General features: G+C 67.3%; 18 protein-coding genes. 1 reads left to right on the forward strand and 17 read right to left on the reverse strand.

Going from position 1 to position 15,523, the window contains the following annotated elements; genetic code table 11:
• The first annotated feature begins 26 nt into the window (after window positions 1–26).
• Window positions 27–761 carry a response regulator gene (locus M1D55_RS06520; RefSeq protein ID WP_156526583.1) on the forward strand — a complete coding sequence of 245 codons (735 nt, stop codon included), beginning with the start codon at window positions 27–29 and terminating at the stop codon, window positions 759–761.
• Between the two features lie 71 nt (window positions 762–832).
• On the opposite strand, the gene M1D55_RS06525 is transcribed toward M1D55_RS06520, so the two are convergent.
• From M1D55_RS06525 to M1D55_RS06605, 17 genes are all read right to left on the reverse strand, one after another.
• Window positions 833–1,423 carry a hypothetical protein gene (locus tag M1D55_RS06525; protein WP_456280427.1) on the reverse strand — a complete coding sequence of 197 codons (591 nt, stop codon included), beginning with the start codon at window positions 1,421–1,423 and terminating at the stop codon, window positions 833–835.
• 6 nt (window positions 1,424–1,429) lie between these two features.
• Window positions 1,430–2,047 carry a hypothetical protein gene (locus tag M1D55_RS06530; protein WP_456280428.1) on the reverse strand — a complete coding sequence of 206 codons (618 nt, stop codon included), beginning with the start codon at window positions 2,045–2,047 and terminating at the stop codon, window positions 1,430–1,432.
• 109 nt (window positions 2,048–2,156) lie between these two features.
• Window positions 2,157–3,611 carry a type III secretion system translocon subunit SctE gene (gene sctE / locus M1D55_RS06535; RefSeq protein ID WP_456280429.1) on the reverse strand — a complete coding sequence of 485 codons (1,455 nt, stop codon included), beginning with the start codon at window positions 3,609–3,611 and terminating at the stop codon, window positions 2,157–2,159.
• A gap of 134 nt (window positions 3,612–3,745) precedes the next feature.
• Window positions 3,746–4,429: a SycD/LcrH family type III secretion system chaperone gene (locus M1D55_RS06540; protein ID WP_456280430.1), complete on the reverse strand. Its 684-nt coding sequence runs from the start codon at window positions 4,427–4,429 to the stop codon at window positions 3,746–3,748.
• A gap of 24 nt (window positions 4,430–4,453) precedes the next feature.
• Window positions 4,454–5,077, reverse strand: coding sequence for a hypothetical protein (locus M1D55_RS06545; protein ID WP_456280431.1), 624 nt, complete (start codon window positions 5,075–5,077; stop codon window positions 4,454–4,456).
• Window positions 5,078–5,124: 47 nt separating this feature from the next.
• Window positions 5,125–5,526, reverse strand: a complete 402-nt coding sequence (locus M1D55_RS06550) for a hypothetical protein (RefSeq protein ID WP_456280432.1) — start codon at window positions 5,524–5,526, stop codon at window positions 5,125–5,127.
• 182 nt (window positions 5,527–5,708) lie between these two features.
• Window positions 5,709–5,966, reverse strand: coding sequence for an EscE/YscE/SsaE family type III secretion system needle protein co-chaperone (locus M1D55_RS06555; protein ID WP_456280433.1), 258 nt, complete (start codon window positions 5,964–5,966; stop codon window positions 5,709–5,711).
• Window positions 5,966–7,189: a type III secretion system inner membrane ring subunit SctD gene (gene sctD, locus M1D55_RS06560; RefSeq protein WP_456280434.1), complete on the reverse strand. Its 1,224-nt coding sequence runs from the start codon at window positions 7,187–7,189 to the stop codon at window positions 5,966–5,968. Before sctD ends, M1D55_RS06555 begins: the two co-directional genes overlap by 1 nt.
• Before the next feature lie 7 nt (window positions 7,190–7,196).
• Complete coding sequence (locus tag M1D55_RS06565) at window positions 7,197–8,702, reverse strand: EscC/YscC/HrcC family type III secretion system outer membrane ring protein (protein WP_456280435.1); 1,506 nt, start codon at window positions 8,700–8,702, stop codon at window positions 7,197–7,199.
• Window positions 8,699–9,130, reverse strand: coding sequence for a hypothetical protein (locus M1D55_RS06570; RefSeq protein ID WP_456280436.1), 432 nt, complete (start codon window positions 9,128–9,130; stop codon window positions 8,699–8,701). The genes M1D55_RS06565 and M1D55_RS06570 overlap by 4 nt, the downstream gene beginning before the upstream one ends.
• 119 nt (window positions 9,131–9,249) lie before the next feature.
• Complete coding sequence (locus M1D55_RS06575; RefSeq protein WP_456280437.1) at window positions 9,250–10,617, reverse strand: lytic transglycosylase domain-containing protein; 1,368 nt, start codon at window positions 10,615–10,617, stop codon at window positions 9,250–9,252.
• A gap of 43 nt (window positions 10,618–10,660) precedes the next feature.
• Complete coding sequence (locus tag M1D55_RS06580) at window positions 10,661–11,992, reverse strand: EscU/YscU/HrcU family type III secretion system export apparatus switch protein (RefSeq protein ID WP_456280438.1); 1,332 nt, start codon at window positions 11,990–11,992, stop codon at window positions 10,661–10,663.
• Complete coding sequence (gene sctT / locus M1D55_RS06585; RefSeq protein WP_456280439.1) at window positions 11,989–12,780, reverse strand: type III secretion system export apparatus subunit SctT; 792 nt, start codon at window positions 12,778–12,780, stop codon at window positions 11,989–11,991. Before sctT ends, M1D55_RS06580 begins: the two co-directional genes overlap by 4 nt.
• On the reverse strand, window positions 12,781–13,050 hold the full coding sequence (sctS, locus tag M1D55_RS06590) for a type III secretion system export apparatus subunit SctS (RefSeq protein ID WP_006579921.1): 270 nt from the start codon (window positions 13,048–13,050) through the stop codon (window positions 12,781–12,783). It lies immediately after the preceding gene.
• Complete coding sequence (gene sctR / locus M1D55_RS06595) at window positions 13,047–13,697, reverse strand: type III secretion system export apparatus subunit SctR (protein ID WP_006579920.1); 651 nt, start codon at window positions 13,695–13,697, stop codon at window positions 13,047–13,049. Before sctR ends, sctS begins: the two co-directional genes overlap by 4 nt.
• 81 nt (window positions 13,698–13,778) lie before the next feature.
• Window positions 13,779–15,020 (reverse strand): type III secretion system cytoplasmic ring protein SctQ, encoded by a 1,242-nt coding sequence (gene sctQ, locus M1D55_RS06600; RefSeq protein WP_456280440.1) that lies wholly within the window; start codon window positions 15,018–15,020, stop codon window positions 13,779–13,781.
• Window positions 15,007–15,489, reverse strand: a complete 483-nt coding sequence (locus tag M1D55_RS06605) for a hypothetical protein (RefSeq protein ID WP_456280441.1) — start codon at window positions 15,487–15,489, stop codon at window positions 15,007–15,009. Before M1D55_RS06605 ends, sctQ begins: the two co-directional genes overlap by 14 nt.
• Window positions 15,490–15,523 lie beyond the last annotated feature (34 nt).

Below are 15,523 nucleotides of genomic sequence, written 5' to 3' on the forward strand. Positions count from 1 at the left end.
TTCCGGCATCGTCTTCGGAGCAACACATGACTATCCCAACGTTGAACAGCCTCGCCGTACTGCCTCGGCTGGTGCAGTCGGCGCGCCGCCCCATTGCCGCGCACCTGCCCGCGACGCGGGTGGTCCTTGTCGACGATCACGCCGTGATGCGCGAGGGCCTGAAGTCCCTGCTGACCAAGGCCGACCCGACCGTCGATATCGTCGGCGAAGCCTCGGACGGCCACGGCGCCGTCCATGCCTGCTTGCAGCTCCATCCCGATCTGATCCTGATGGACCTCCAATTGCGCTCGCTCGACGGCGTCGATGCCATTGCGACGATTCGCCGCAGATGGCCGAGCATCCGGGTCGTGGTCCTGGCCGGCCTGCATTCGGAGAACCGGGCGGCGGCCGCGCTGCGCGCCGGCGCGCACGCCTACGTGCTCAAGCGCAGCAACCTGGAAAAGCTGATGGCGGCGCTGCATGCGGTGCGGCAGGACATGGCCTATCTCGATCCCGACATCGATCTCGAACAGGTCGACGCGATGCGCCGCGCCGACGGGAACGACGGCAGCCAGGTGGCCGCCGCGGGCCTGACGCCGCGCGAGCGTCAGATACTGAAGCTGGTCGCCGAGGGACACACCAACCGGCGTGTCGCCGAGCGCCTGTCGATCAGCCTGAAGACCGTCGAAACGCATCGGATGAACCTGATGCGCAAGCTCGACGCCCATCACGTCGCCGACCTGTCCAAATGGGCGCGGCGGCTCGGCCTGATCGACATCTGATCGGGCCGATTCGGCAGCCACGGTCCGGGCCATGCCGCGCGGACCGGGCTGCGCCGTAGCGTCATGCGGCATCACGGCTGTGCCGGCCGCCCTTGCCGTTGGCCGCCCCGCATCCGATAGCGAACCCGCACCATGCCAGCATCGCCGTCCGGCCAGCATTGCGCGCCGAGCTTGCGATAGAGCGACAGCAACCGCCGCCCAAGCTGCTGCTCGTCGACATCGCCGCGATCGCCCCCATCGCCTCCGCCCGCTTTGCCCTCCATCAACGGCACCAGCCCTTCGACCGTCTCGACCTCCGGCACCGATCGCTCGATCGCATGGATCAGCGATACCAGCGCGCGCATCGCGCCGCCGACGTCGCCTGCAGCGCTCGGCGGAGCCGGCGAATACGGCGAATCCGACGAACTCCATATGCCGGGCCCGCCGTACGCCGCGACGTCGTACGCCGCGATATCGCAGATCAACAAGGTGCCCTGCTCGAAGCGGTAGATCAGATCCAGGCCGCCAAACCGCACCCGGCGCCCGAGTTCGAACGCCGACTCGCCGAGATAGGCCATGACGGTCTGCAGGCCGCGCGACAGCAGAAAGCCGGTGACCGGGTCTGCCGGCACGACGGCCGCGGCCCGCGGCGATTCGCTGTCGGAATGGTTCGGCGCTGCCACGATCGATTACCGCGGGGCGACCGTGGCCCTGATGGCCGCGATCATTTCCTGTGTCAGCTGGCCAGCTTCACGCAGATATTGATCGTGGTGCTGGTCGGCGTTGTCGCGTGCCTTGCCCGAGTCGCGCGCCGCCGAGTCCGAAACGTTGCGCGCGAGATCGGCATGAATCTGCGCCTCCTCTGCCTTGCCGCGCGTGCCGGCGGTGACGATCTGCCCGACCATATTGCCGATATTGCCGGTCGGGGTACCCAGATGGGATCCCATGTCCGCGCCCATGCCGAAACCCATCGCCGGATTCCTGGCGCCGTACACGCCGCCGCCGATGCCGCACAGCAGGCTGAATCCGCCGGTGACGATCCCGGTGATGCCGCTGCCCACCTCGGCGCTCTTGCGCTGGTCCTTCGCCTCGATGGCCCGTTGGTAGGCGAGCTTCTGCAGGTCCGCCACGTTCTTCTCGAGCGCCGCATGGCACTCCACGTAGGTGTTGTACAGCTTCCTCATCAACGCCTGGAATTCGAGGATCATGGCCTGGGCCGATTTTGTCTCGCTGCTGGCCGCCGGCGCTTGCGGCACGGCGATCGGCTGCTGCGTCGCGACGCCGGCCGGATTGGTGATGATGTTCATCGTTGCTGCTCCTGTGAAATCAGTGAAATCGCTTCCGCGATGTCGGCGGCGGCGGCCTGCCGATGCGGCGCCACCGCCCGCTTCTTGAAAAGGGAACGACTGTCGGCAATCAAACGCCGGCGGTCACCGCCTGCAGTGCCACGTCGCGAACCTCGCCGATTGCGTTGGTGATGTTCTCGGTATTGTCGATATGGTCCTGGGTGATCCGTTCGAGCGCGCTCTTGTTCTCCTTGATCTGCCGGCCTATCAAGTCGATCAGGAACTGCAGCATCATCGCGTGGATCATCACGCGCTCAATCTCTTCCTTCTTGTTGGCGCCCTCGATGCGCAGCGCATTGACGGTGATCTGCTGCGCCGCCGGCGCAACCACCCGCGCCGTCGTCGACGCCGCCTCCAGCGCGGCCGTGAAATTGACCGCCGCGCGCATCGTCGCCAGCATCAGCTGCTTCTTGACCTGGTCGATGAAGGTGGACTGGATGACCTCGGTGGTCAATCCGCGCACCTGCTTGGCCGCCTGCCATAGCGACTGCTCGACCAATTTCTGCACCGCCTCGTTGGTGAACGACTTCGCGAACGCCTCCGCCAGCTTCTGGCTGCCGCCGGCAACCCGCAGCGAATTGCGCAGCTGCACGGCGACATCGTCGACCAGGGTCTGCGCGATGTTCTTGACCAGCTGCGATGCGGCCTCGGCGGCGTCACCACCCTTCTCCATCGCATTGACCAGCGTCACGCCGACCGAACTGATTCGCTTGCCGCCCTGCTCCACGCCGGTGGTCAGCAGCTCGCCGGCTGCCGTGCCGAGGATCGCGTTGGCCGCCTTGGCGATCCTCGCCACCGAGACCACGCTGGCGAGGCCGGCCACCACGCTCAGGCCCATTTCCCATTTCGCCAGTTCGTCGATATGGTGGCGAAGGTTGCCGGCAAGTTCGGGGTGAGCCATCTCGATGGTCTGCAGCGTGCATTTCGCCAGTCCCACCAGGCCAGCCGCGAGGTCGATGGCACCCTGGGGCTGCCCGGTGGCGATCTTCAACGCGCCGGTCACGACCTGCGCGGCGGCCATGGCCCAGTTCAGCACCAGCCCCAGCACCTGCCCTTTGCCGGCCTTCTGCTGCATCTGCTTCTGCTTCTCGGCGGCCTCCTGCTCCTTGCGTTGCTTCTCTTCGATCGCCGCCATTTCTTCCTTGCGCAGCGCCAGCGTGTGGTCGAGGTTGGCCTTCATCATTTCGGCCGTGAAGATGCCGCTCTCGACCTGCAGTTCCATCAGCACCGCCTCGGGATTCAGCGCGCGCCGATAGAACGCGTGCATCGATTCGGCCGCGCTACCGAGGTCGTTCAGCGCCAGTTGAACTCCCCGTTCGTCCTGCTTCGAAGCCGCCTTCGCGGCACGGAACGCGCCGGACAACACATCCATGACGCTGTCCCAGGCGCGCTCGGCGGTTCGACGATCGACCTCGCGCAGCGCTGGCGGCGGTGGCTTCAACAGTGAAGCGGCAAGGGCGGCGGCTCGAGCGACCTCGTCGGCCTGATCGGCCTCCTCGACCGCCGGCCCCGAAGCCACCGGCATGGTGACGCGCGTGGCCGTACTGCCGCCGACCGGGCCGGTCCGGCCGGGTCCGCTCGCCTCCCACTGCGTATCGAGGCGTTCCCGCCTCTCCCCGCCGGGAACCAGCCCAATGGGCTGTAGTGCATTGGCACCGATCATTGTTTTCCTTCCTCCATACCTTCGTACTCGGCCGCCAGCGGCGTTGCGGGCTGCAAGGCCCGCAACGACCGCAACGATTGTTCGGCGAGACCGCGCAGTCCCTGACAGGCGTCCTGCTCCCCGCACCACCCGATCGCGGCCGAATAGGCTTGCGCCGCTTTCTGATAGTCGCCGCACAGCTGCAGGCTGATCCCGGCCAGATAGGGCGGCTTCGGCTCCCACATGCGCAGCTGCGCGCAGCGCGTGAAGCAGTAGATCGCCTCGTCGTGCCGATGCAGCTTCTGCAGGCTCAGCCCCAGCGACAGCCAGTAGTCGTAGCCATGCGGGTCGATCGCCGCCAGCGCAAGGAAGAGCTGCCGCGCGCCTTCGTGATCGTTCGCCTCGTACCGCTGGCAGGCGTACGTGTACAGGACCTCGAGCGCGGCGGCATCGAGCCCGAACAATGCGCGCAGGCTTCCGCCCTCGGCGAAATAGCGCTCGACGCCCTGCCGGGCCGCGATCTGGTCGTCCGGCTCGTCCGGCTCGTCCGGCTCGTCCGGCTCGTTCGGCTCGTTCGGCTCGCTTGGCTCGATCGCTGCGATCGGCTCGTCAGGCGCCGGATCGCGATCGCCGTCGACGAGGCCGGTCTTGGCAACCGACGCCGCTGCGGATGGGCTTGTCTGCTTCAGCACGCTTTGCACGGTGCTCTCCCCTGGCTTGCGCGATCAGACCTTCGACGTGATCTGTTCCTTGATGCGCTTGACCATGTCGATCAGCGACGTCAGCAGTTGCTGGACCACCTGCAGCAGGCTCAGCGCAATATTGGTCTGCTGCATGTACTGGCTGTTCATGTCGGTGTACTCGGTCTTCTTGATATCCAGGCTGCCGATGGCAGTGCGCAACTGGGCGGCCGAGTATTTCTGGCTCGCGAATTCCTCGAAGCTTGCGTATTTGCGGGGAAAGACGCCGTCGATCTGCAGGTTGTTGTCCCACATGTAGCGGGCGACATCGCTTGGCAACGTGGTGGTCTTGTTCGGATCGGAACCGATGTCCTTGTCGATCGCGATCTGGGTCGCGTTCTTCAGCCTCTCGATCGCGCGCGCCATTTCGTTGTTCCACTTGTACTCGTCCATGCGCGAGCCGACTTCGAGTCGCTGGTTCTCGATCGCCTGGAACATCATCGCGAAGCAGGCGGAATCGGTGACCGGCTTGGTGTCGTAGTTGCGCGGCACCAGCAGGCCGCCGACAAACGGCGCGGGATCGGCGGTCGTCAGGGGCACTTCCTTGGCAGGCGCGTCGGTTTGCAGCAGCAGCTCCGGATTGGGCCGCGTTTGTATTTGTCCAGGCATTTTTCTACTCCAATTCAATATTCAAGATTCAAGACAGGACGGCCTCGTCATGCAAAACGGCGCACGCGTTTCTTGGGCTTTTCCGCCGTGCCCTCGGCGCGAGGCGGCACCGGAGCGGTTTGTTGTTCATCACCACCCGCTCCGAACACCTTTTGCTTGTAGCGTTCGATTTCGCGGCGGTCCTGCGCGGCGCGCAGGTTCATTTCCTTGATCATGGCCTGCAGCTGCTCCATCCGGCCCTGGATGTCATCGCCGTTGTTGCGGCTCGCTTCCAGGAAGGCGGCCAGCGCGGCCAGCTCGTGCGCGGCCTTGGGATCCCTGGTCGCCCGCAGCTGCAGATCGTCGATGCGCCGTTCGATTTCGGCCCAGTCGTTCATCTCCCTTTGCAGCGTCGCGCGCAGACGTTCGAGCGTTTCCACGGCCTGCTTCCACAATTGCTCTTCTTCCATCTTGCTTCTCCATTCGAAGCCCGTTGTGGTGACTCTACGGATCAAGGCTTCATGAATCTATTGAAAAATCCGGGGTGCTAAAGCATTTGGTTTGCGTTCGGGTATTGCGCCAATTCGTTGCCGACTGCGTTGCCGAATTGGCCGCCGAATTGGCCGTCGAGTGCGCCAGCCCGACGCGCCGCCTACGCTTGCTTTTCCGCGAGGCGGCGCCAGATCTTGTCGATCGTGCGTGTCCCTGCCCCACATACCTCGCGCAGCGCGGTCAGCCTGGCGAAGGCCTCCGGCGTCTGCGGCTCAAGCAGCTGCGCGTCGATGGCCCGGCGTGCGCGCGCCAGATCGGCGCGTAGCCGCTTGCGCAGCGCGCCGTCGCGGTCCTCGGCAAGACGGCCTTCGATGCTGGTGCCATACACGGCGGGGGTGGCGGTCGGATCGGGTTCCATCAAAGCTCCAGCGGTAGATGCATCAGCTCGCCCTCGCGCTCGAGGTCGATGCCGTTGCGGTCCAGATGCACGATCACGTGGCCGGCCGGCAGCCGGCTGCCGGTCTTCAGCCGCGTGCCGTTGGCCAGATCGAGAAAGGCCAGCTCGCCGCTGCCGCCGAAGCTGACCACCGGCGCGGGAAAGATGCCGGTCTGGATCGACCGGGTCGGGATGTTCTGGAAGATGACCTTGGGCGCCTCGGGATAGGAGCCGGCGAACGCGTGCGTGACCGCGGACAGGCTGCGCTGTCCGCCCTCGTCGAGCACGCCGGTGATCAGGATCAGGTCCTTCTCCCGCGCGACGCTGAGCCGGCCGATCAGTCCCGCATCGCGCAGCATGCCGATCAGCGTCTTGACGCTGGCGCCGACCGGGTCTTCGACCGACCACCGCTGCAGGCCCTGCATCGACGACAGCATCGACACCGCCCGGCGCCAGCGCGCGTCGGCGTGGATCGTGCCCTGGATGACCACCGTGCCGCCCGCCGGGCCGGGCCGCGCGCGGGCCTCGCCGAAGCCATGCAGGTTCAGCACCGCCTGCACGTTGCGCACCAGTTCGTCCTGGCACAAGGTGTTGTCGCGATACGGCTTGCCGTGCTCGCGCAGCTTGTCGACCAGCGCGTTGCGCGCACTCGAATCCAGGCAACTGCCGCCAAGCACCGTCAGCCCGTCCTGCTGGGTGGCGACGTCGATGCCCTGCTGCCGCGCGCGCTTGCGCCATTCGGCCAGCCATTCGTCGCGATCGACCACGGCGCTGTCCGGCTGCAGCATCCCGTAGGCCCAGATCGCCGCGCCCGCGCTGCCGGACATCAGCAGCACCAGGCCGGCGTAGGCCAGCACGGTCGCCGCCATGCCGCGGCGACCGTCGCGCCGTGGCGGCACCTTGCGCTCGGGCAGCGCCCGCTCGGCATCGCCGACCAGCAGCGCAAGGCCACCGATGTCGACAACCTTCTCCAGCGGCAACGGCGCTTGCTCCATCCGGGTGGGCACGCCTTCGATCCATACGGGCACCTCGGTGCGCAGCAACACGCCCTGCTCGGTGCAGTCGAGCACCGCACTGCCACCGCCTTCGAGCATCGCGTCCAGGTCGGGATCGGCACCGCCGATGGTGAATTCGCCCTCGGGCAAGCGCAGCCGGCGTCCGGACAGCGGCCCGCTGAGGATCTTGATCTGGTATCGGTATTTCATGACCACTTCAGTTGAGGGCGTGCGGTTCTGCCTTGATCAGGAACAGCCGCACGACGCTCAGGTTCTCCCGGGTCTCGTTGCGGAACAGGCCGCCGACCAGCGGCAGGTCGCCCAGCAGCGGAATCTTGCGTTGGCCCTGGCGCTGCTTTTCCTCGACGAAGCCGCCGAGCAGCAGGCTCTGGCCCGGCCGCAGAATCGCCTGCGTGGCAATGCCGGAATTGCGCACCTGCGGCAGCTGCTCGATGTTGTTGGCCGGCGGCTCCTGCCTGCCGTCCTGGATATCGAGCGTCAGCATTACCTCCTGCTCCCCTTCCATGTCGATCAGGCGCGGGGTCACGCGCAGCAGCGAGCCGGCCGCGACCGAGGCCAGCTCGGCAACCTTGTTGCCCTGCAGCTTGGTGTAGAAGGTGATGTTGCGGTCGAGCACCGCCTGCACGTTGTTCAGCGTCACCACCGACGGCCGCGACAGCACCTTGGCCTTGGAGTTCTGTTCCAGCGCGTTGATGCGGACGAAGAAGTCGGCGGTATTGCTCAGCACCGTCGAGAAGGTGCCGTCGGCGGCCGCGGCATTGCCGGCGTTGAAGCTGATGCGCGATTTGCCCAGGCCGACGCTGCCGCCGAGATCGAGGCCCAGCTCGCGCATGTCGGCGGCGTCCACGTCGATGATCGCCACCGAGATCTCGATCTGCCGCGGCCGCTGATCGAGCTGCCTGATCAGCTCGGCGTACAGCGCGATATTGGCCTTGCGGTCGCGCACGATCACCGCGTTGTTGCGCGCGTCGGCCGAGAAGGTCGGCTGCGTGCCGGCCGGCGGCACCACCTGCCCGCTTTCGGTCGGCGCCGGGATCGCGCGGCTGCGCACCATTTCGCGCAGCTCGGTGACCACGCCCGGAATCACGACCTGCTGGTCGCGGTAGGTGTACGCGCCGTCGACCGCCGAGGCATAGCGCAGCGGAAAGACCTGCACGACCTCCTTGTTCTGGGTCTGGTTCAGCGTCTTCTCGTCGAGGTCCTTGGCCAGCTTGCCGATCCGCTGCACGCAGACCGGCACGCCGAACACTTCGACCGCATTGAAATTGCTGACCGGCCGCACCGAGCAGGTGCCGCCCTTGAACACGCCGGCCTCGCGCAGATACTGCGCCAGCTCGTTCGCATCGAGATAGGAGGGCGTGACGACCTCGATCCTGACCTCGCCGGCCTTGTAGGCATAGAGCACGCGGCCATCGAAATACCAGGCCAGGTTGTACAGCTGCGCCAGCTGGTCGAGCAGCCGCTCCGGCTGGCGGCCTTCGATCGTGCCGACGAAGGTATCGTTGACGTCCGGGCTGACGATCACCGGCACGCCATAGTTCGCGCCCAGGTCGCGCAGCAGCGCGGCGACCTTCATGCCGCGCGAAGACACGGAGAACTCCGGGCCAGACAGGCCCAGCGGGCCCGATGCCGCCTGCGCCTTCAGCGCGAGGGCGAGGGTCGCGGCAACGATCGACAGCTTGCCCAGCTGCATTGCATTCATATCAATCTTCCAATATCCGAACCCGGTCCGGCCGCCGCCGTCTGCGCGCTTTCCGCCAGCCGGCGCGCCAGCGCCAGTTGCAGCGCAAGCCGTTCTTCCAGTTGCCTCGCTTCGATGTCGTGGTCGTAGCGATGCCACAGCAGCCACGCCTCGCCGTCGATCGCCAGCGCGTCGTCGGTCGCGGCCGGTGTTGCCGCCAGCGACAGCGTCGCGTCATCGAGCCAGCCCTCGGGAGGGTCGGTCCCCAGCTCGATCCGCAGCCCCACGCAGAGCCCGGCCTCGAGCCACCACGCGTGGGCCGACACACCGCCGACCTCGATCTGCGCGGTGGGCCCATTGGCGGCGATCACCGCGACGCTGGGACAGTCCATCAACTTGCGCAGCCAGGCGTTGGCGCCGCGTTGGCCGGGAAGGGACGGCGGGTTCATCGATGCATCATCGGGTAGGGGCCACGGCGGCGTGATCCGGTCATGACCTGAAAGCCGCGCGCCGGTGCAGCGCGATGGTGGCGATGGCGGTGGTGGCGGCATGGTTTGCAGCAGCGACATCAGGCCGGTCCCCTGCGTACTGGCACCGGAAGCGGCAAGCGCGTCCAGGTCGACCCGTCGACGGACGCATCCGCCGCCATGGCCGGTACCGTGGCCACCCTGCCGGTCGCCGTCCTGTCCGTCGCCGTCCTGTCGGTCGCCGCCTCCTCCGTCGCCGCGCGGCTCGGCGGCCGCGCGCTCGACGTCAGCACCGCGCCGAGCCAGTTCGACACGGAGCGCAGCGCCGCATCGGCCTGCTGGCGTGCCACGGTGTCGTTGCCGCCGGCCCTTGCCGTGCGGCCCGGCTTGGCGCCGCTGCCTTCGTCGGTCGTGCCACCGTTGCCGCGGACATCGCCGCCGGCCGTCGGAACCGCTCGCAAGGACGCTGCCTCGGTCCCCGGTGTCAGGCCGAGATGCGCCAGCACCTTGCTGACGTAGCCTTGCGTTTCGGCAAATGGCGGAATGCGGCGGCCATACTTTTCGACCGCGCCCTCGCCGGCGTTGTAGGCGGCCAGCGCGAGCGTCAGGTCCTCGTCGAAGCGGTTCAGCAGCCAGCGCAGATACTGCGTGCCGGCGCTCAGATTGCTGCGCGGATCGCGCAGATCGGCGGCGCCGAAGCGTCGCCCGGTCGCGGGCATCACCTGCATCAGGCCGACCGCGCCCTTTGGCGAGCGCGCGTTCGGCTGGAAATTGGATTCGACCTTGATCACCGCCCGGACCAGATGCGGCGCGACATCGTGCCGGCGCGCGACTTCGTCGATCAGCTCGTCGTAGGCCGATGCCAGCCGCGTATTCGGCGGCGCCTGCGCCAGTTGCGCGTGGCGCGGCCGCGTCGAGGCGCGCGCGCCGGGCAGGTCCCGGCTCGATACGCTGCCCTCTCCAGCCGAACCTGGCTGGAAGGCGACGGTGCGCGCGTGCGGCGCCGCGGGCGCCGGCGGTGGCGCATCGGCGCGGGCCATCGGCGATTCGACGGTCGGCGCGATGGCATCGAGACCCAGCACGCGCGCGTTGTCCTGCCCCATGGCGCGCGCAGCGTGCCGCGCCAGCGTGCTGAGCGCCAGCCGGCCGACATCGACGCCACCTCCGCCGCGAGGTTGCCGGACCGCGGGCGCTGGCGCGGCAGGCGCCGTTGGCATTGGCGACGTCGCGGCAGGCAATGCACCGCGCTCGCTATCGGCGATGGCCCTCGCCTCCCGCTCCGCGGCGCTCTGCACGCCCCAGACATTGCCGAAAGCACCGGCGGGCCGGCCACCGCCCTTGTCGTCGCCAGGCTCCGCTCGCGGCTCGATCGCGGTCCACGCCGCCGGCGCGGGATCGTCGGCGTGAGCAACACCAGCCGTCAGGCCGCCGAGCAAGGCGATCACCGGGACCGCCGTTATCGTCCTCATCACGAAAACGCTCTCCAATTGGGGAACCGTCCCTGGTGCCGGCCTAGCGATCGGCCGGGCGACGGGGATCGGAACGTGGGTCGCGGCCGCCATCGCCGCGAGGGTCGCCGCGACTGTCCGGGCCCGGCTTCGGGCTGGCGGCGTCGGTATCGGTATCGGTATCGGTATCGGTATCGGTATCGGTATCGGTATCGGTATCGGTATCGGTATCGGAATCGGAATCGGAATCGGTGCCGGCTTCGGTGTCGCGTTCCGAATCGGCGTCCGGTTCCTCGTCCGGTTCCTCGTCCGGATCGCCGTCCAGATCGCCGTCCAGATCGCCGTCCAGCGCCTGCTCCGCCTGCCTCATCTCGCTGACCAGGCTCAGGATCTCGGCCACCGGCTCGAACAGCTCGGCGGGGATGTAGTCGCCGACGTCGGTCCGCGCATACAGCCGGCGCGCGACATGGACCTGCTCGACCATCGGCACGCCGGCCTCCTCGGCGATCGCGATCATTCGTCTCGCGCGCGCATCGGCGCCCTTCTCGATGACCTGCGGCAGCGGCGTCTCGCCGGGCACGAAATACAGGCAGACCGCGACATGGGTGGGGTTGCGCACCACCGCGGTCGACCGCTTGACATTCGCCGCCATGCTGCCGCTCTGGATATCGCGATGGATCTCCTTGCGCTTGTGCTTGATGTGCGGGTCGCCCTCGGTGTTCTTGAATTCCTTCTGGATCTCGTCGCGGCTCATCATCAGCTGCCTGGTCAGGCTGCGCTTCTGGAACGCCAGGTCGGCGATGGCGAACACCACGTAGAACAGCACCAGGATTCCCCACAGCCAGCCGATCAGCACGCCGGTGACCCGCAGCCCGCATTCGGTACCGCACAGCGGCAGGAACTGGAAGGAGTAGAGGTAGCGCTTGATCAGCAGATAGAAGGCAATGCTGAGGATCGACACCTTGAGCAGCGACTTGCCGAACTCGAACAGCGAGCGCAGCGAGAACAGCTGCTTCGCGTTCTTCAGCGGACTGACGCGCTCGCCCTTCGGCTTGATGAACTTCGGCGCGAACAGCGGACCGATCTGCGCCATGACCACGCCGACAGTGGCCAGAACGAGCACGATGCCGACCGGCGCCAGCAGATGCAGCATCAGCATGCCGGTAACCGTCGCCACGCGCCCCATGGCGACCCGCAGCGGCTCGCCGATGCTGGCAATCGCCACCTCGATGATGTTCTGGAAGGCGTCGACGATGTCCTCGCCACGCACCCAGAAATAGCCGAGCAGCACCGCCAGCTGGATGCCGATGGCAATCTCCACGCTCTTGGCGATCTGGCCTTCCTGGCGCGCGTCGCGGATCTTCTTCGGCGTCGGCTGTTCGGTCTTCTCGGTCATCGCATGGTCCCGAGCAGATTGGCGACCACGCCGCCGAACGCGTCGAAGCGCTGCTGGAAGGCGCCGAGCGCGTAGCTCATGCCGATCGCCAGCACGAACAGCGCCAGCGCGCTCTTGATCGGCATCGCGACAAAGAACACGTTCAATTGCTGCGCCGAGCGGTTGACCAGGCCCAGCGCGGCGTCGATCAGCACCATCACCACCAGCGCGGGCAGCGCGAAGCCGATGCACAGCTCCATCATCATCTGCCACTGGTGCGCGATAAACCCGGGGAAGCTCGCCGACAGATGCCAGCCGCCGAGCATCGGCATGCTCTGATACGACGCGTAGAGCGCGGTCAGCATCGCGTTGAAGCCGCCGCCGACCAGGAACAGCACGGCAAGGACCTGCGTAAACAGCACGCCGAACACCGACGACTGTTCTTCCAGCATCGGGTTCAGCACCGACGCCATCGAGGTCCCTCGCACGGTGTCGATCACAGTACTGGCCATGTCGATCGCCCAGAACGGAATGGTCGCGCAGAAGCCCATCACCAGTCCGATCACGAACTCCTGCATCACCAGCACGGCGAGGGACGGCACCGACACCTCGCCGAGGCGGCCCGCGAGTTCGGCGGCATGCCCGAGCTGCATCGGCAGCGCGGGCAGCGCCATCACGAGCACCAGCGCATTGCGGATCAGGCCGCCGCCGAGCGCGCGTGCCGAAAACATCGGCATCAGCACGAGCATGCCGAGTGGACGCAGCATCGTCAGCGCGAGCGTCGGAACGATATGCTGCCAGCCGCCCACCTATTTCCCCATCACGGAAATCTGCTCGAACGCCATGTTCGTATAGCCGATCAGCGTGGCGCCCATCCAGTGATAGGTCATCACCAGCGTGACGCAGACCGCGATCAGCTTCAGCAGGAACTGGATGGTCTGGTCCTGGACCTGAGTCAGCGCCTGCACGAGGCTGACCAGCACGCCGACCACCGAGGCGACGACCACGACCGGCAGCGACAGCATCAGCACCAGCCACAGCAGGTTCGACGCCAGCTGCGCAATGATTTCGTTGCTCATAGATAGGACTGGATCAGCTGGCCGAGCAACTTTTCCCAACCGCCGATCAGCACGAACACCAGCAGCTTGATCGGCAGTGAGATCGTCACGGGGGACACCATCATCATCCCCATCGCCAGCAGCACGTTGGAGACGATCAGGTCGATGGCGACGAACGGCAGGTACAGCAGCAGGCCGATCTTGAAGGCCTCGACCAGTTCGCTGACGGTGAACGCCGGGATCAGCACCACTAGCGAGTCGTCCGGGATCCGGTTGCGATAGGGCTCGGGCCACATCTTTTCGCCGATGTCCATGAAGAAGCGGACCTGCTGCGGGCTCGCCTTGCCCTTGATGAACTCGCGGTAGGGTTCGAGCACACGGGTTTCGACCTGGCCGAACAGGTCCGGCGCTTCCATCTTGATCGGATTGGCCTTCAGGTTGTCGCCGATCGCGATGCCCACCGGCGCCATGATGAACAGCGTCAGCACCAGCGACAGCCCGTAGATCGCCATGTTCGGCGGAATCTGCTGGATGCCGAGCGCATTGCGCAACGTGGACAGCACGATCGAGATCTTCAGGAAGGCCGTTCCCATCACGATGAACAACGGCAGCAACGACAGCGCGAACAGCAGCAGGATCAGCTGCAGAGGATGATCGGCAAGCGACATGATCTGGTCCGTGGGTGAGCGATCATTCTCGGCATGCCCGGCAAGCGCCGGCATCGGGCCCATGCCTGAAATCACCGGCCTTCACTCGATCCGCATCACCAGCTTGTCGCCGACGCGCAGCAGCGTGCCGCTGGCGACCGCGTGCCCCGAGACCGTCAGCGTGACCCGGCCGTGGCTGGCATGGGCGAGCTCCAGCGTCTGCCCGGCCTGCAGTTCGCGCAGCGTGTCGAGCGACAACGACAGGCGCCCCACTTCCGCCACCGCGGTCAATACGATGTTGGCGTCGTCGAGCTGGCTGCCGCGCAGCGTGGCCTCGGTCCCTTGTTCCATGCTGGTTTCCTCGTTGCATGCGTGTTCGATATGCCAGGCGCCGTGCGCAAGGCACGCCAGCGCCAGCGGGCGCTCCGCGACCAGCCAGGCGTGGCCGTGCTCGATCGCGGCGGGCCGCTCCAGCACGACGCCGTCGCCCGGGCTCAGCCCGGCGAGCTGCGCGCGCGTCAGCCGGACCCACCCTGCGGCCAGCGCGACGGGGATCGGCGGGATCGTCAGCGGCGGCCGCCGGTCTTCCATGGTCTGCGCCAGCGCGGCGATCCAGGGCTCGGGCCAGTCGAGCAGGCGCAGGTCCAGCTCCGCGTCGGCGCGGCACAACGTCAGCGTCGGCGCGATCGCGCGCGCGCAACTGCCGGGCTCGGCAGAGCAGAAGCGCGGCAAGCCCAGACCGGCCCGGTTGGCATGGTGCTGAAGCGGCAGCAACGTCCAGTCGCCGAGCAGGCCCAGCAGGTCCGGCGGGATCTGCGGGAAGCGCTGGACCGCCAGGCGCGGCGCCAGCCAATCGCACCAGGCATCGGCGTCGACCCACGCGCGGGCGCGCTGCCCGTCGATCGATATCGACAGCACCACGCCGTCGCCGCCGCTGGACTTCAGGTCCAGCACGATCGCGGCGCCTTCGGCGTGCACGTCGGCGTCCCGGATGCTTGCGATACCGCCGATGCCGTGCTCCTGCGCGCCATCGCGGCGATCGGCATGGAGGTCCGGCTGGGGGGCAGCGTCGAATCCGTCGTCGAACGGATCGAGCGGCCGGGCCGGATCCCTCAGGGGATCCCTCAGCGGATCGATCAGTGGATCCATCAGCGGATCCGCCATCGGGTCAGCAAGCGGGTCGGCGGCATCGTGCCGCCGCAGCGCCTGCAGCGCGCCAAGTCCATCGCCTTCGGCACTGCTGCCGATGCCGGCGCGCCGGCCTCCGGCTGCGGCGCCGGACCGGCCCGCGCCGATCGCCCGCGCCAGTTCCAGGTCCTGGTCGCTCCATTCATCGAGTAGCATCGGCCACCTCCAATCGGATCACTTCACCGGTCTGCCTGGCCACCTCGTCGCTCAGCGACGCCTTCGCTTCGACCAGGCGCTTGTGCTGCTGGCGGTTCAGCGGCCGCAGCGTGACGACGATCTGCCCGGCGTGCAGCGACGCCTGCAGTTCCATGCCGGCCCAGCTGCCCTGTGTGAAGCGGACATGCAAGCCGTTGCCGCTCAGGCGCGTCTGCGTGCCCGGTGCGAACCGGTCGGCATCGAGTTCGCCCGAAGCGGCCGCGTCGGCGCGGCCGCTGTCGGGCCCACCACAGGCCGCCGCGGCCGCCGACTCGGGACGCGCGCCGCCGAGCATCGACCACCATGCCGGCGGCACGAATGGCGGCACGGACGGCGGCACCGCAGCCTCGCTCTCTTCCCCAACCCGCTCCCGGGCGGGCCTGCGCTTGCGCATCGCCGCATCGAACTGCGCGGTTTGCCGGGATTCCACGTTGCGACGTTCGTCGCGATCGCGGCCACCCCTG

It is taken from the genome of Cupriavidus sp. JZ107 (genome assembly GCF_053903255.1).

Coding starts and splice junctions, on each gene's coding strand:
- M1D55_RS06520 (WP_156526583.1), top strand. CDS start 27: ATGACTATCCCAACGTTGAACAGCCTCGCCGTACTGCCTCGGCTGGTG.
- M1D55_RS06530 (WP_456280428.1), bottom strand. CDS start 2,047: ATGAACATCATCACCAATCCGGCCGGCGTCGCGACGCAGCAGCCGATC.
- sctE (WP_456280429.1), bottom strand. CDS start 3,611: ATGCCGGTGGCTTCGGGGCCGGCGGTCGAGGAGGCCGATCAGGCCGAC.
- M1D55_RS06545 (WP_456280431.1), bottom strand. CDS start 5,077: ATGCCTGGACAAATACAAACGCGGCCCAATCCGGAGCTGCTGCTGCAA.
- M1D55_RS06550 (WP_456280432.1), bottom strand. CDS start 5,526: ATGGAAGAAGAGCAATTGTGGAAGCAGGCCGTGGAAACGCTCGAACGT.
- M1D55_RS06555 (WP_456280433.1), bottom strand. CDS start 5,966: ATGGAACCCGATCCGACCGCCACCCCCGCCGTGTATGGCACCAGCATC.
- sctD (WP_456280434.1), bottom strand. CDS start 7,189: ATGAAATACCGATACCAGATCAAGATCCTCAGCGGGCCGCTGTCCGGA.
- M1D55_RS06565 (WP_456280435.1), bottom strand. CDS start 8,702: ATGAATGCAATGCAGCTGGGCAAGCTGTCGATCGTTGCCGCGACCCTC.
- M1D55_RS06570 (WP_456280436.1), bottom strand. CDS start 9,130: ATGAACCCGCCGTCCCTTCCCGGCCAACGCGGCGCCAACGCCTGGCTG.
- M1D55_RS06575 (WP_456280437.1), bottom strand. CDS start 10,617: ATGAGGACGATAACGGCGGTCCCGGTGATCGCCTTGCTCGGCGGCCTG.
- M1D55_RS06580 (WP_456280438.1), bottom strand. CDS start 11,992: ATGACCGAGAAGACCGAACAGCCGACGCCGAAGAAGATCCGCGACGCG.
- sctS (WP_006579921.1), bottom strand. CDS start 13,050: ATGAGCAACGAAATCATTGCGCAGCTGGCGTCGAACCTGCTGTGGCTG.
- sctR (WP_006579920.1), bottom strand. CDS start 13,697: ATGTCGCTTGCCGATCATCCTCTGCAGCTGATCCTGCTGCTGTTCGCG.
- sctQ (WP_456280440.1), bottom strand. CDS start 15,020: ATGCTACTCGATGAATGGAGCGACCAGGACCTGGAACTGGCGCGGGCG.